14 protein-coding genes are annotated in these 13,657 nt (G+C 58.6%); 9 read left to right on the top strand and 5 right to left on the bottom strand.

Going from position 1 to position 13,657, the window contains the following annotated elements; all coding sequences use genetic code 11:
• Positions 1-102: 102 nt before the first annotated feature.
• The gene (locus AC5DB9_RS10085) at positions 103-828 is read left to right on the top strand and encodes a DUF481 domain-containing protein (protein WP_272992077.1); all 726 of its coding nucleotides are present in this window, start codon (positions 103-105) and stop codon (positions 826-828) included.
• 3 nt (positions 829-831) lie between these two features.
• Here AC5DB9_RS10085 and AC5DB9_RS10080 read toward each other — a convergent pair whose 3' ends face one another.
• Positions 832-1,515 (bottom strand): Crp/Fnr family transcriptional regulator, encoded by a 684-nt coding sequence (locus tag AC5DB9_RS10080; protein ID WP_157581116.1) that lies wholly within the window; start codon positions 1,513-1,515, stop codon positions 832-834.
• 138 nt (positions 1,516-1,653) lie between these two features.
• On the opposite strand from AC5DB9_RS10080, the gene AC5DB9_RS10075 reads away from it, so the two are divergent.
• From AC5DB9_RS10075 to AC5DB9_RS10060, 4 genes are all read left to right on the top strand, one after another.
• A complete protein-coding gene (locus AC5DB9_RS10075) occupies positions 1,654-2,409 on the top strand; it encodes a class II aldolase/adducin family protein (RefSeq protein WP_272992074.1) in 756 nt (251 codons plus the stop codon).
• 16 nt (positions 2,410-2,425) lie between these two features.
• A complete protein-coding gene (locus AC5DB9_RS10070) occupies positions 2,426-2,746 on the top strand; it encodes an Mpo1-like protein (protein WP_272992072.1) in 321 nt (106 codons plus the stop codon).
• A gap of 23 nt (positions 2,747-2,769) precedes the next feature.
• Positions 2,770-3,015, top strand: a complete 246-nt coding sequence (locus AC5DB9_RS10065; protein ID WP_272992069.1) for a DUF6868 family protein — start codon at positions 2,770-2,772, stop codon at positions 3,013-3,015.
• 107 nt (positions 3,016-3,122) lie between these two features.
• Complete coding sequence (locus AC5DB9_RS10060; protein WP_022957923.1) at positions 3,123-3,872, top strand: hypothetical protein; 750 nt, start codon at positions 3,123-3,125, stop codon at positions 3,870-3,872.
• On the opposite strand, the gene AC5DB9_RS10055 is transcribed toward AC5DB9_RS10060, so the two are convergent.
• Entirely contained in the window at positions 3,858-4,865 is a 1,008-nt protein-coding gene (locus tag AC5DB9_RS10055; RefSeq protein ID WP_272992067.1) for a 2-dehydropantoate 2-reductase, read from the bottom strand. The two genes, AC5DB9_RS10060 and AC5DB9_RS10055, sit on opposite strands and share 15 nt — an antisense overlap.
• 230 nt (positions 4,866-5,095) lie before the next feature.
• Here AC5DB9_RS10055 and AC5DB9_RS10050 point away from each other — a divergent pair, with 230 nt between their 5' ends.
• Both AC5DB9_RS10050 and AC5DB9_RS10045 read left to right on the top strand, forming a co-directional pair.
• Positions 5,096-6,313, top strand: coding sequence for a fatty acid desaturase (locus AC5DB9_RS10050; RefSeq protein WP_272992065.1), 1,218 nt, complete (start codon positions 5,096-5,098; stop codon positions 6,311-6,313).
• A gap of 170 nt (positions 6,314-6,483) precedes the next feature.
• A complete protein-coding gene (locus AC5DB9_RS10045) occupies positions 6,484-7,089 on the top strand; it encodes a hypothetical protein (RefSeq protein WP_272992063.1) in 606 nt (201 codons plus the stop codon).
• 68 nt (positions 7,090-7,157) lie between these two features.
• Here the strand turns inward: AC5DB9_RS10045 and AC5DB9_RS10040 are convergent, their stop codons facing one another.
• From AC5DB9_RS10040 to AC5DB9_RS10030, 3 genes are read right to left on the bottom strand one after another with little or no spacing between them, the layout of a single operon-like run.
• Positions 7,158-8,099, bottom strand: coding sequence for a GDYXXLXY domain-containing protein (locus AC5DB9_RS10040; protein WP_272992062.1), 942 nt, complete (start codon positions 8,097-8,099; stop codon positions 7,158-7,160).
• The gene (locus tag AC5DB9_RS10035) at positions 8,089-9,393 is read right to left on the bottom strand and encodes a DUF2157 domain-containing protein (RefSeq protein WP_022957930.1); all 1,305 of its coding nucleotides are present in this window, start codon (positions 9,391-9,393) and stop codon (positions 8,089-8,091) included. The genes AC5DB9_RS10040 and AC5DB9_RS10035 overlap by 11 nt, the downstream gene beginning before the upstream one ends.
• Positions 9,394-9,447: 54 nt before the next feature.
• The gene (locus AC5DB9_RS10030; protein WP_022957931.1) at positions 9,448-11,037 is read right to left on the bottom strand and encodes a cation:proton antiporter family protein; all 1,590 of its coding nucleotides are present in this window, start codon (positions 11,035-11,037) and stop codon (positions 9,448-9,450) included.
• Positions 11,038-11,231: 194 nt separating this feature from the next.
• On the opposite strand from AC5DB9_RS10030, the gene AC5DB9_RS10025 reads away from it, so the two are divergent.
• Both AC5DB9_RS10025 and AC5DB9_RS10020 read left to right on the top strand, forming a co-directional pair.
• Positions 11,232-12,107, top strand: coding sequence for an LOG family protein (locus AC5DB9_RS10025; RefSeq protein WP_272992059.1), 876 nt, complete (start codon positions 11,232-11,234; stop codon positions 12,105-12,107).
• 73 nt (positions 12,108-12,180) lie between these two features.
• Complete coding sequence (locus AC5DB9_RS10020) at positions 12,181-13,644, top strand: ATP-binding cassette domain-containing protein (protein WP_272992057.1); 1,464 nt, start codon at positions 12,181-12,183, stop codon at positions 13,642-13,644.
• Positions 13,645-13,657: the final 13 nt, after the last annotated feature.

Below are 13,657 nucleotides of genomic sequence, written 5' to 3'. Positions count from 1 at the left end.
ACAAATCTGCCCCTCTGACGCCCCCGCTTATTGACGCGGTCATTTTGCGCATTAACATGCACAGCCAACCGTACGTGACCGGCGACCAACTAAGGAAGAACCATGAAACTTCAAACCAGCCTGCTGCTGTCCATGCTGGCGGCAAACACTGCTATCGCCCAAAGTGAGCCCCCGAAGTGGGAAGGCGATATTGAATTCGGCTATTACCAGACCGATGGCAACAGCAACGAAACCAGTGTTCTGGCGAAAGGTCAGGCAAATCGCAAGGACGGTTTGTGGACAAATCAAATCAAAGGCAACGCACAGAACAGTGAAGTTGAAGGCGTGCGCTCTGACGAGCAATACTTCCTCTCAGACCGCCTGTCCTACGATGTCAGCGAGTACAACTACACCTTCGGCTACGCCTCGATGAACAAAGACCGCTTCAGTGGTTACGTCTATCAGGCCACTCTCTCCGGTGGTTATGGTCGACGCCTGCTGAAAAACGAGCGCGTGACCTGGGACGCCGAAATCGGCCCCGGTTACCGGATCAGCGAGTTTGACGGCGCGGGTGAAGACGGCAAAGACGGCATGGTTGAAGAACTCATCGTGCGCCTGTCTACCGAGCTGAACGCCAAGCTTTCTGAAACCGCCAGTTTCGAGCAGACACTGTCGGTAGAGAGCGGCGACGAAAACACCTATAGCAAATCCGTTACCGCGCTGAAAACCAAAATTGTCGGCGGCTTTGGCCTGAAAATCAGCTACACCATCGAGTACAACGAGACGGTTCCGCAAGCCGTTGTGCACATGGACCGCCAGACAGCCGTTACGCTGGTATACAGCTTCTAAGGCTCAGCCCTCACTGGCTTCACGGCGCAGCGCATCTTCATCGAGGATGCGCAGGCGCCCATAAGCCAGCGCCACAAGCCCCGCCTTTTCCAGACGCTTCAGTTCACGACTGACCGCCTGTCGCGATACCCCCAGCATTTTTGCCAGATCCTCCTGCGGCAGATGTACCGCCAGCTGGCCGTGCTCATCACAGCCGTAGAAGGTTTTGATATCCAGAAGTCGAAGTGCCAGCCGCGAGGCCAGCGGTTGCAATGCCGCCGCTTCCACATACGACAGCGCCAACCGCAATTTTCGACACAACATAGGCAGGAAATAACGATACAGCTCCGGGCGTTTGGCCAACAGTTCATCGAGGTCGCTCTTGGCGATGCTCAGTAGTTGCGAGGCGCCTCTGGCAACCGCATCATGACTGCGTGGACCGCCATCAAACAGCGAGACCTCACCAATCCAGTCCCCCGGCTCTGCCATCATCACCAACAATTCGCGCCCACTGCGACTGCTGTTGCCCAAAGACACGCGGCCACTCAGCAGGCCGTACATGGCTTCCCCGGCATCCCCCTGCTTGTAGAGGTATTCACCATCTGCAAGATGGCGAAACTTGCAGCGGGCCAGCAGCGCTTCCACCAGCTCCGCCGGCAGCCCCACCATCAGCGGATTCCCCCGCAATATATCGCGTTTGTCGACCAAGCCACCCTCCACAGCCCGGCGGCGCCCTCCAGCCGAGGGGCCACTTTCGGCAAACTGTCAACGGAGTGACAGTTCTACTCGGGCAAAGCCCGCAAAATAACGCTATCTTCTACTGGATAATAAAAGAGGAGCAACACAATGTCCGCAGATGTTCGATCTCAAGTCTCGGAAGAGGAATGGAAACTCCGCGTCGACCTGGCCGCCGCCTACCGGCTGGTCGCCCTGTTTGGCTGGGATGACCTGGTTTTTACCCATATTTCGGCGCGGGTACCCGGCGAGCCGGGGCACTTTCTGATTAACCCCTACGGCATGTTGTTCGAGGAAGTCACCGCCTCATCGCTGGTAAAAATCGACCAGAATGGGGAAAAGGTGATGGACTCCCCCTATCCCGTCAATCCCGCGGGCTTCACCATTCACAGCGCCATTCATGCCGCCCGCGAAGACGCTCACTGTGTGATGCACACCCACTCGCTCAACGGCGTCGCCGTCTCGACCCAGCGCGAAGGCCTGCTGCCCATTTCCCAGCAATCCACGCTGGTACTGGCGGCTCTGGGTTATCACGGCTACGAGGGCATCGCCCTGAATGAAGACGAAAAGCCGCGACTGGTGGCCGACCTTGCCGATAATACCTTCCTGATGCTCCGCAACCACGGCCTGCTGACCGTAGGCAATACGCCTGCCGATGCCTTTCTCGCCATGTATATTTTTGAGGCGAGCTGTATGATTCAGGTACGCGCACTGGCCGGTAATCGGGAACTGGTGCCGGTTCAGCCGGAGATCGTCGACGGTGTGAAAGAAGCGGCTCGCATCGTGACAAAGGGGCTGTTTGGCGACCTCGCCTGGCCGGGGCTGTTGCGCCGACTCGATCGCAAAAACCCCGGCTACGATGAATAACCGTCAGGAGGTAGATATGAACGACCAAACACTGCCAACACACTTCAACAGCTTTGCGGAGTTCTATCCCTACTATCTGTCCGAGCACCAGAACCGTACCTGCCGCCGCCTGCATCTGATTGGCAGCCTGCTGGTACTGGCGCTGCTGTTTGGCGGCATAGCCACCGCCCAGTGGCAATGGCTGTGGCTGCTCCCGGTTGTGGGCTACGGTTTCGCCTGGGTGGGTCACTTCTTTTTCGAGCACAACAAACCCGCCACCTTCAAACATCCGCTCTACAGCTTTATCGGCGACTGGGTGATGGCCAAAGACCTGCTTACGGGTAAAATCCCTCTGTAAGAAAGCACCATGAACGGAGCCCGATGATGAACCTGCATGCACTGGAAGCCCTGCTCTACTACTGCTGTTTGATCAACGGCGGTCTGCTGCTGATCAGCGCGGGGCTGCTCATGGGCTTTCAGGACTCGCTGCTGGCGCTGCACAGTCGTTTACTCGGCGTGCCGCCAGCACGCTTGCGGGTACTGTACGTGCAGTGGCTCGCCGCCTATAAAATTCTCTTCCTGCTGTTCAACCTCAGTCCCTATCTGGCTTTACGACTGATGAGCTGATGACTCCGCGCCCCATGAAAAACTCGGCAGCACGTGGCAAATACGCTAAAGTGTGACACTTGCCATCACCCCGGCCGCCAATAATTTCATAATGAACAGGGGCAATTATGCGACAGATACAGGCTGGCAGACTGCTCGTACTATGGATACTCGGGCTCAGCAGCACACTGTCAGCAGCAAGCGACAAGGAATTTCGCAATCGCTATATCGCAGAAGTGAACGACCAGACCTGGGTACTGAACCTGGACAGTCGCCGCAGCTTCGCATCGATGATCAGCGCCAAGCTGCAAATGGGCGACGCCCTCAACCGCATGATTTTACTCGGCAATATCGACGAGGGCCTGATCACCGGCACCTACAAGCCGCTGCGCGTCAGCGCCATGGCCGACGAGAAAATCTTTACGCTGCAATGGATCGATGATCGCAGCGTACGCCTGACACTCGACGGCGCCAATGCGCTGGCCAGACATGGTATTACCCTGCGCGCCGACGCAAACGTAAACCCTGTGGATGACGCCCTGGTCGGTCGCTGGTACAGCGATGTCACACCCGGCATCGACGCGCAGAATCCCTATATGGGGCAGCAGTGGAGTATTCAGTTTCAAGACGACGGCAGTCTCTGTGAGGATTCGCGACGCGTTGACAGCCGCCAGCCTCCGCAGGACTACTCTCCCTGTGAGCAGGGGAGCAAACACCTCTGGAAAGCCGAGAACGGCAAAATTCATGTCGCCGACGACAACGGCAACTGGTCACTGAAATTTGATTACCGGCTGATGGGTGGCCGCCTGGTAGTCAGCTATCCCGACGGTCAGCGACGCATCGCCAGCCGCCCGGATCAGCGCCTAAGCGCGCAGTAAGGTCAATAGTTCCTCGCCACTGAAATCGCGGCGTCCGCCCTGCTCAGCCGCCTTGATCAACTCCCGCACCCGCTCGTTCGCCGTCGCGACCAAACCGTGGCGCCGGGCTAAATCAGCCACCTCACCATTTAGCCAGTCCACCTCGGTGCGGCGACCCAATTCCAGGTCCTCCCACATGGACGACCGCGCCAGGGGGTCCATTCGCAACATGGGCTGAGCCACTTTACGGAAAAGCCAGTCCGGGCTGCGCAAGACCCAGGGCAACACCGACGGCGGCACCGCGGTCAATTTCAACAGCGGCAGACCCGCCGCACGAATGGCCTGCAGTGCCTCGGTTTGCAGCAGGGCCAGGCAACGACGGTAAGCCCGCTGCGACAGCTCGTCCTTCAGCGGCAAGCCCGACAGCGCATTAATGGGATTATTCAGATTGAGCAGCAGCTTGGACCACTGCACCGCCACCATATCCGGCTGCCACTCAAACGGCGTCTGCGTAGCGGCAAACAGCGAGGCCAGCTCATCCATCGCGGCGCACTCCTCCACCATAATCGCGCCGTCGGTACCGGCATGAAAATGCCCCTCACCACAGTTCAGAACATTGAAGGCAATCATCCCCGCCAGCACCGGCTGATTGGGTAGCGACTGACGAAGCTGGGCAGCATTACCCACACCATTTTGGAGGCTGACAATCGTTTCGCTGCCATTGAGCACGCCGGCCAGTTGCTCTGCCACCGCTGCCGTATCGGCAGACTTTACGGTGACAAACAGGCAATCCAGCCCGGTCATCGCCGCTGCCTCGGTGTGCAGGTGCAGCGACTCCGCGCCCAACTGCCGATCCAGACCACGCAGATCGCTCACTCGCAACCCGTGCACCGACAGCGTTTCCGCCATGCGCGGGCGCAGCAGAAAGTGCACCTCTGCGCCCGCCAACTGCATTACCGCTCCCACGTAACAGCCTATGCTGCCCGCACCGACGATTCCCACCTTCACAGGCACGACCCTCTGCTTGTTATCATGATCGACATTATACGGCCATTACCAGGCAGCCGTCGGTCAAATCCCCTATTGGCAAGCTGGCGCCACCGGGCAACACTGCTGTGACGCGAACAGCACAATGTCATCTGTTTGTAACTGTCATTGGTTTCAGGCATTCGCTACACTGAGCCGCTGAAATTCTGAGATTGAACGCTAAACGGCGATAGCTCTAGCATCAACACGGTGACCCCATGTCCGAGAACACTCCGCAGACTGCCCAACACGATAGCAAGCCGCCCCTCCTGTGGCTGCAGACTATCCTGTTCAGCAGCACCTTTCTGATCGCCGCTATCGGCGTGCCCTGGTACGGCCTGACCCACGGTTTTACCGCGGCGGGCTGGATTGCCTTTGTACTGGTACTGGGCGCCAACGGCATGTCGATCACCGCTGGCTATCACCGCCTCTGGGCACACAACGCCTATAAAGCCCACTGGAGTCTGCGCCTGTTTTTCGCACTGTTCGGTGCGGCGGCGACTCAGAACAGTATCCTGATCTGGGCCAGCGGCCATCGCCGTCATCACCGTCATGTCGACGATGTTGAACACGATCCCTACTCCGCCAAGCGGGGTCTGTGGTTCTCTCACATCGGCTGGATGCTTCGCGACTACCCGGCCAGCAGCGAAGATTTCTCCAATGCCCGCGACCTGCAACGCGACAAAATTGTCATGTGGCAGCACCGCAACTATCTGGCGCTGGTAGTCATCATGAACTTTGCGCCCGCGCTGGCGCTCGGCTTTGCCACCGGCAATATGCTGGAGCACGTGCTGCTGGCCGGTGTTCTGCGCCTGGTGGTCAGCCACCACACCACATTCTTTATTAACTCGCTGGCCCACTACTGGGGTCGCCGTCCCTACACCGACGAAAACACCGCCCGCGACAACGATCTGCTGGCCCTGTTTACCTATGGTGAGGGCTACCACAACTACCATCACATCTTTCAGAACGACTACCGCAACGGCATTCGCTGGTGGCACTACGATCCCACCAAGTGGCTGATCAAAAGTGCTTCGTGGTTGGGCCTGACCTGGGATCTGAAGCAAGTACCCGACTTCAAAATTCAACGCGCAGTGCTGACCATGCAGTTCAAACGCACCGAGCAGGCCCTGCGCAAACGTGTGGTGGAAGCCCCGCACCTCAAAGAGTTTCTGGAGCAGGAATACCAGCAGTTCCGCCAGACGCTGGCCGACTGGAACACCGTTAGCCAGCAGTGGATGGATGCCAAGCGCGCCACGCTGGCCGCGCAGAAAAATGCCCTGCAACAGAACCTGCACGAACACAAAGAACAGCTTCAACACAATCTGGCTGAAGCCTGGGAACACGCCACGCTGCGCAGCCGCTTCAAAGAGTTGGAGTACGCCCTGAAAATGCAGCGCAAACGCCTGCAACTGCTCAGCGCACAAATGGCATAAGCGGGGCGCAAGCGCCGCACAAAGCAACGCCTCAACAGGCCCTCTTCGTAGGGCCTTGTTGTTTCTGCCTGCCGCATTATCTAAGTCGATCGATATCCGTCAAGTTCCACTTGTCGCGCCTCGTCAAACCCGTTAATTTCTATTGGCGTTTTTTCAAGGAAGCAATAACTATGCAGGGACTCTTTCGATCCATCACACTGGCAAGCGCCGTCATTCTACCCGTAGCCGCACAGGCACAAGTCTCATCGCCAACGTCGCCAGAACCGGTGTTTCGCGGCATCGTAAATGCGGCCGTCACTGACGGCGGTGATGACCTCGCCAAAGTGCAGTTCAAGAATGCCAGCAGCGAGAAAATTAAAGCCGGTAGCTTGCTGATGCTGGGTGGCGGCGTACTGATTCAGCCTCGTGGCAGCGCTTTTTCCTACCAGCTTACGGCCAACTACCATTTCGACAGCATTACTGCGAAGAATGGCGACGCCAGCTTCGATCGCTTTCCGCTGGAGGCCTTGGTGTTTTACAACAATGGCCAGCACCGCTTCGGCCTGGGCGTGAGCCACCACCTGTCTCCAGAAGTGGAATTTGATTTCGATGACGTTGCCAAGGAAACCGTCGAATTCGACGATGCCACCGGCTTTGTCGTTGAGTACAACTACGAGTTCTCTGAGCGGGTATGGCTGGGGCTGCGGCACACCTCTATCACTTACGAGGTCAGCGATATCAGCGGCGCCGAGGTGGATGGTGACCATTTCGGTCTGACCGCCCACTTCGCTTTCTGACGCTCGCCTCCAAACTCTGTATTGAGCAACGTTCACCGCAAGCGGTGAGCGTTGCTCTGCGGCGCAGCTTACTGGGCGACCGGCAACCAGACCGGCGCTGACAGCAACTCCCCTTGCCAGGCATCGAGACTGGAAGCCGGGCTGCGGTAACGCAACTGCAAACGCAGGGGCGCACTACGTCGCTGCAGTGCGGGGGCATTGCCTTTTGCGTCGGTCTCACTCAATTGCCACTGGCGAGACAGCACCCTCAGCGAAAACTGGTAATCACTACCGGCATCGATACGCTGCGGCTCCGGTGTTTCGCAGGGAGAACGCTGTACCACCGCCGCCGTCTGTTCACCGGTAAAGGCGAAGGCACAATGCTGAGGATCATCGATCAGCCAGACCGCCTTATCAGCAAAATTATGGATACGCACCTCAAGTACGTTCACTGCATTGTCGGTAAGCGGCTTGTCGCCTTCTTTCCAATTCACCGAGATACCGAGGTCAGCCCAGCGATAGCCCCTGATCAGGGCACGCCCTTGCTCATCGACGGCCAGCTCAATATCCAGTGGTCTCGGAACCGACTCGCCGCCACGCTGCATCAGTTCCATTGCCTTGGCTTTGTCCTGCTGCCGATAGAGCTGTTCAATGCCGTAGCGAAGCCGCAGCTGCTCATCAAAGCGACGATCGACACGCCCCTCAATAAAGATGTCACCGGCAGGCGGTTCTGAATACAAAGCTTTCAGGTGGTAAACCCCTTCCTGCCCTGGCCGCAGGGCAGCATAGATTTTGTCACCGCGCTGGAGAACGTCCAACGGCGCCGGACCGCGATAGGCACTGGCCGCAACAAGATTAATATCGTAATTCAAGGTGAGGTAATCACCGCGAAAGGGATCGCGGGGGTCCAGAGGTTCGGTGCGCAGATACACGGTATGGCCGTCGTGGTAGAGGCGCTCCCACATCAGAGCGAACACCGCCAGAAACAACAATTGCAGCAGGATTGCCGCCGTCAGCAACTTAGCGCGCATGGGGCTTCTCCAATTTACGACGTTCCTGCTGGCGGCTGTAGCGCAGCCCGGCCAGTAAAAGCAGCACACCCAGCAGCAAGAAGACCGAAGCCCGGGCTAACAAGCTGTGGAACAGATCGTTGAAGCGCAGCAAGGTCAGCACGGCCAGCAAGATGCTACCCGCCGCAAGACTGCCGGGACGAATTTCCTCACTCCCCCGGTAAATGAACAAGAGCGCATAGGCCAGCAAAGCGAGATTGGCCACGGCCTCTAACACGCCGGGGATTGGCGAGCTGATGCGACTGTACAAAATCGCTAACAGCGGCAGCCACAGCAGCAGATATTCCAGCCACTGCTGCAGGCTGCGGGGCCGCAATCGCTGATCGAACAAAGTCACGCCCGCTGCGGCAAACAGCAACAGCACCATGGTCGCCGTGAAGGCCTGCGCCAGCGGCTGTGCCGCCAACGCCGAGGGCAGTGCAACCACCTCCGCCAGCTTACTGAAGCTCAGCAGCAACAGGGTCGCCCACCAAAGTGCCATGCCGCTTTGGTAAAGCGGGGTGACACTCTGGGTCCACGGCAGCCGTGGGGCCAGACGTTCGGCACTGAGGTAAATCGCGCCCAGCAACAGGCCGTAGAATAACGCTGCGTCTTCATCCACACGCCAGGCGCTGGGCAGAAAACACAGGGGCAGTGCCAGCAACACCATCCTCAACAGTGCCTGAGAGCGAAGGATATGCGCCAGGGGAAGCACGCCCACCAGCAGCAGAACACTGCCCTGCAGATGCAAACGTTCGAAATCGCCCGCCTCGGCCAGCGTCCAGCAGGTGATCAGCACAACCGCCAGCAGAGCCTGCCCCACCGAGGGCAGCAGCCACGCCATCAGCAGCGCCGCAAAGGCCCAGAACATAAACGCGTCAGGATAGTGGCGATCGACATGATAGATCTGTGCAATCAACCAAACGGCGGCACCGAAAATCATTGTACCCAACAAGTGCAGGGCCTGACTCAAACGCGGTTGGCTGCGCAGGGCTGCGGCGGCCAGATGGCTGAGCACAAAACCACCGAAAATCATGCCCAGTTTGCTGTAGCGGTGCATGGCCTCCCAGTTGTAGGCAATCAGCAGAATTACCCCCAGCCCCAGCATAATGGCGCCCAGCGACGCAAAAATGCTGCGCGCCCGCGGTCGCTCTACGCGCGATACCGCCGTATCCGGGTAGCGCTCGTACAGGCGGTTAGCCTGCTCGTCATTGATCAATCCTTCGCGCAGCCACTGGGCAATTTCGGCACGCAGCCAGGGCTTGTGGTTATCCATAATGGCGGTGATTCTCTTAACAAATAGTTTTTATCGATCTCGGAGTGCGCCCGCTCAGGCCACCGCATTCGCGCCTTCGGGCGTGTCGTCCAATGCGTCGAGCACACGCTCCGCAAAGCCGTGACCGGCTTCCGCATACAGATTGAAGCTGATACACCCCATGTCACGCAACTCTCGCTGCTGGTCAGCAAAACGGGAAATAACAGCGATGTCGCCGCGATAGCCCAGCGACTGTAGCATACTCACCACCCGCACATTTTCGCTGTGGTTACTCAGGCAGACCAGCAGCAAGCGACGGCGAGATAATTCAGCGCGCTCGAGAAAATCCCGGTCACTGGCATCCCCCGCCACACAGCGCATACCTTCGCGCTGCAACTGCGCCGCCTTCTCGGCACTTTCTTCAATCCCCATAATGCGGCCAGGATAGTGCTGGCTCAGGTATTCATAGGCACCACCGCCAATGCGACCCATACCAAAAATCACAATCTCGGCATCGCCCAGATCAACGCCCTGCTCCGCGGCCAGCAGTTGCTGACGCTCGAAACCCTGCAAGCGTGCGCCGTGACGCCCGTAAAACTGATGTGCCAGCTTGTTAAGCGGCGCCGATATAAACAGCGACATCGCCATCGACACCGCCAGAATCGTCAACCATTGCTCCGGCAACAATCCCTCTTTCACCGCCAGCGCAGCGACGATCAGACCAAACTCGCTGTAGTTGCTCAGCGACAGGCCCGCCAACAAGCCCGTCCGGGCACGCAGCCGAAACAGCATGAGCAGCCCGAAATAGATAATCGGCCGCAGCAGCACCAAGATCGCCAACAGCAGCGCCAGTGCCAGCATGCCGGCATCCGGCAGACCGTAATAACCAATGCTGAGGAAAAATGCGGTGAGAAAGATATCCTTCAGGGTGAGCAGCCCCTTGTACAGCTCCACGCTCTTGTCACTGTTCGCCAGCAACACGCCAAACACCAGTGCGCCCAACCCCGCCTTGAGGTGCAGCGCCTCAAACAGCCAGGCACTGGCCAGTGCCATAGCAAGCCCATAGAGCACCAGCAGTTCGCCGTGCCCCGCCATATCCAGCAGTTTCAGCAGCGGCCGGCGCAGCAGTGGCAGCGCCACCAGCATCAGTGCCCAGGGACTGGGCCAATCACCGGAGGAGAACAGCAGAAAAGCCACCGCCATGATGTCCTGCACAATAAGAATGCCGATGGCAATCTGCGCGTGCAGTGCCGCGCCCTCGCCGCGCTGTTCAAAAATTTTGACCGCGAAGACCGTACTGGAAAAGGACAGGGCAAACGCCAGCACCCAGGCCGTTTCGGTTGGCAATGCCGTGTATTTGGGCAGCAGAAAATGCAGGCTGAGCAGCACTAGCGTGGTGAGAGGCACCACTAACAGCGCATGCAGCGATGCGGTCGCCCAAATCTGCGGCGCCAGCAATTCACGTATCTTAAGTTTGAGGCCGATCGTAAACAGCAGCAGAACCACGCCGATATCCGCCAACTGGTTGATCACATCTCTGTCACCCAGTTCCAGCGCACCAGCCATAAAACCGGCAAGCAGAAAACCCAATAGCGGAGGCATATCCATGCGCCGGAAGATCAGGCCAGCGAGAAATGCCAGGGCAAGTAACAGGGGCTCGATCATTGCTGAATCCATGCAGTGGTGGGTAAAAATGCGGCGCGGCGCTTCTGCACCGGATAAGCAATTATTATGCACACAGATGCACGCAGTTTAAATCGCAGGCCAAGCGCGATTCGCAGCAATGCTAACGTATACTGCAAAAGCGTTCCGCGACAACGACGCCGCGACGCCTGCCAGCAATAACAGGAAGCAGCACTATGTCAGAGAAACACCCCCTACGCCGGGCCAACTTCCCTTCAGCACGGGAAGACCGACACCCCCACGAGAGTGAATTCCCTCCCGCCTATCGTCTGGCCTTCGCCGATGAAGATTTCCTGCTGCGTGATGAGCTCAGGGGATTGCGCTTTCATCTTGAGCTGCAGAAACCCGAAATGATCTTGCAGGAAGCCGGCGTGGAATCGACGATTGCCGTCTTCGGCAGCGCGCGCTTTCTATCTCCCGATGATGCCCGCACAGCTCTGGAAGAAGCCGAGGCCAGCGGCGACCCGGCCCGCATTCGCGTTGCCAAACGCCAGCAGCGCAACAGTCACTACTACGAACAGGCACAACGGCTGGCGGAATTAGTCACCCAACACTCGCTCAACTGCGCCGAGAATGACCAACTGTATATCTGCACCGGCGGCGGTCCCGGCATTATGGAAGCGAGCAATCGCGGTGCACAGGCGGCAGGCGGACGCTCGCTCGGCCTGAATATCGTGCTGCCGCACGAACAGCAGCCCAACCCTTACATCACGCCGGAATTCTGCTTCCGCTTCCACTACTTCGGCATCCGCAAAATGCACTTCATGTTGCGCGCACGCGCCGTGGTCGTGTTCCCCGGCGGTTTCGGCACCATGGACGAGCTGTTTGAAGCACTGACGCTTATCCAGACCGGCAAATCACGGGAGGTGCCGGTGATTCTGGTCGGACATGAGTTCTGGCGTCAGGCGCTTAACCTCGAGTTTCTTCGGGACGAAGGCCTGATCAGCCCGGAAGACGTCAACCTGATCAAAGTGGTCGACACCGCCGATCAAGCCTGGCAGGAAATTGTCGAGCACTATGAAATTACGCCGGGGCAATGCCCCCGCTGCTAGCCCTGCCATCAAGCGGAGCGCGGTCGCGCTGTGATATAGTCGCCTGCGACTTTCACAGCGCGCCTGAGTTTCCATGTCTGAATCCCTCGTCCAACTCGACAATATCCGTTTTGCCTATCGGCTAGACCCCATTCTCGACGACTTTGATTGGCAGTGGCCGCCGCACAAGCACATTGCCGTACTCGGCGGAAACGGCTGCGGTAAAACCACCCTCGCAAAACTGATTACCGACCAACTGCGTCCCAACCGCGGCGAGCGCCACTATGCCGACGGCATTGCACCGGGCGATATTGCGCACATCTCCTTCGATCAGCACCGGGAACTGATGGAGCACGACCGCCGTTTTGATGACAGTGAAAACCGCGCAGATGCCTTTGATATCGGCACTCGGGTACGCGATGCCATCCTGCAGGGACATCCCGCCTCGGCGGGGTTTGACGCGCTGTGCGAACGTCTGGGCATCGCGCATATTCTCGATCGCGGCATCCGCTTTATCTCCACTGGCGAAAGCCGCAAAACACTGCTGGCCCGCGCCCTGTATTCATCGCCCAAGGCCCTGATCATCGACAATCCGCTGGAAGGGCTGGACGCCAAGGCCCAGCGCGAAATGCGCCGCTTGCTGGATGAGCTGGTGGCCTCGCCCACACCCGTACTGCTGCTCACCAAGTCGGCAGCCGATATTCCCGACGGCATCGACGATGTACAGATCATGGAGAACGGCCGCATCAGCGATCACTGCAGCGTTCAGCAGGCCCGCGAACGCTTTGCCCCCCGCGCGCACTTCAGCAAGCCGCTGCCGGTTCAGCCGGGTATAGACTGGCCCGCAGATCAACCGCTGTTTGCACTGGAAAATGTTGAGGTCAGTTTTCGCGGCACGCCGGTGTTGCGCGATATCAACTGGCGACTGATGCCCGATCAGCATTGCTGGATCAGCGGTCCCAACGGCGCGGGCAAATCCACCTTACTCGGCTTGCTGTGCGGCGAAAATGACAAGGCTTACGGCCAGCATGTCGAACTGTTCGGTCGTCGTCGCGGCAGTGGCGAGAGCATCTGGGAGATCAAATCCTGGTTCGGCCTGCTCAACACCAGCATGCAGCTCAACAGTCTGAAGCGCGTAAAGGCGATGGATGTGATCGCCTCGGGCTTCTTCGACTCCGTGGGGCTTTACGAAGACCCGAGCCCCGCGCAACAGCAACTGGTGCTGCAATGGCTGGACGCCCTGGAGCTGCTGCCACTGCGGGAGCAGCGTTTTGAGCGCCTCTCATTCGGTCAGCAGCGCATGATTCTGCTGGCGCGGGCCATGGTGAAATCACCCCGGGTATTGATTCTCGACGAGCCCTGTATCGGCCTTGATGAAGAACAGAAGGCACGGCTGCTGGGCGCCGTGGATCAGATCGCCGCGCAGGGCCAGACCCGCATGCTGTTTGTCAGCCACCGGGAAGATGAGATTCCCGACTGCATCAACCAGCAGTTGCGGCTGGTACCCGCTGACGGTGGCGGCTACACCGCCGAGGTCGTCAACGCGCCGCGCCGATAAGCGCGGCGGCAAG

This window comes from Spongiibacter sp., assembly GCF_984394615.1.
The sequence above is the reverse complement of the archived record's forward strand: the minus strand, read 5'-3'. Positions and strand labels throughout refer to the sequence as shown.

What these genes read in the sequence shown, in the direction of transcription:
- AC5DB9_RS10050 (WP_272992065.1), top strand. Translation starts at nt 5,096, where the DNA reads ATGTCCGAGAACACTCCGCAGACTGCCCAACACGATAGCAAGCCGCCC.
- AC5DB9_RS10060 (WP_022957923.1), top strand. Translation starts at nt 3,123, where the DNA reads ATGCGACAGATACAGGCTGGCAGACTGCTCGTACTATGGATACTCGGG.
- AC5DB9_RS10070 (WP_272992072.1), top strand. Translation starts at nt 2,426, where the DNA reads ATGAACGACCAAACACTGCCAACACACTTCAACAGCTTTGCGGAGTTC.
- AC5DB9_RS10020 (WP_272992057.1), top strand. Translation starts at nt 12,181, where the DNA reads ATGTCTGAATCCCTCGTCCAACTCGACAATATCCGTTTTGCCTATCGG.
- AC5DB9_RS10045 (WP_272992063.1), top strand. Translation starts at nt 6,484, where the DNA reads ATGCAGGGACTCTTTCGATCCATCACACTGGCAAGCGCCGTCATTCTA.
- AC5DB9_RS10065 (WP_272992069.1), top strand. Translation starts at nt 2,770, where the DNA reads ATGATGAACCTGCATGCACTGGAAGCCCTGCTCTACTACTGCTGTTTG.
- AC5DB9_RS10025 (WP_272992059.1), top strand. Translation starts at nt 11,232, where the DNA reads ATGTCAGAGAAACACCCCCTACGCCGGGCCAACTTCCCTTCAGCACGG.
- AC5DB9_RS10075 (WP_272992074.1), top strand. Translation starts at nt 1,654, where the DNA reads ATGTCCGCAGATGTTCGATCTCAAGTCTCGGAAGAGGAATGGAAACTC.
- AC5DB9_RS10040 (WP_272992062.1), bottom strand. Translation starts at nt 8,099, where the DNA reads ATGCGCGCTAAGTTGCTGACGGCGGCAATCCTGCTGCAATTGTTGTTT.
- AC5DB9_RS10035 (WP_022957930.1), bottom strand. Translation starts at nt 9,393, where the DNA reads ATGGATAACCACAAGCCCTGGCTGCGTGCCGAAATTGCCCAGTGGCTG.
- AC5DB9_RS10085 (WP_272992077.1), top strand. Translation starts at nt 103, where the DNA reads ATGAAACTTCAAACCAGCCTGCTGCTGTCCATGCTGGCGGCAAACACT.
- AC5DB9_RS10030 (WP_022957931.1), bottom strand. Translation starts at nt 11,037, where the DNA reads ATGATCGAGCCCCTGTTACTTGCCCTGGCATTTCTCGCTGGCCTGATC.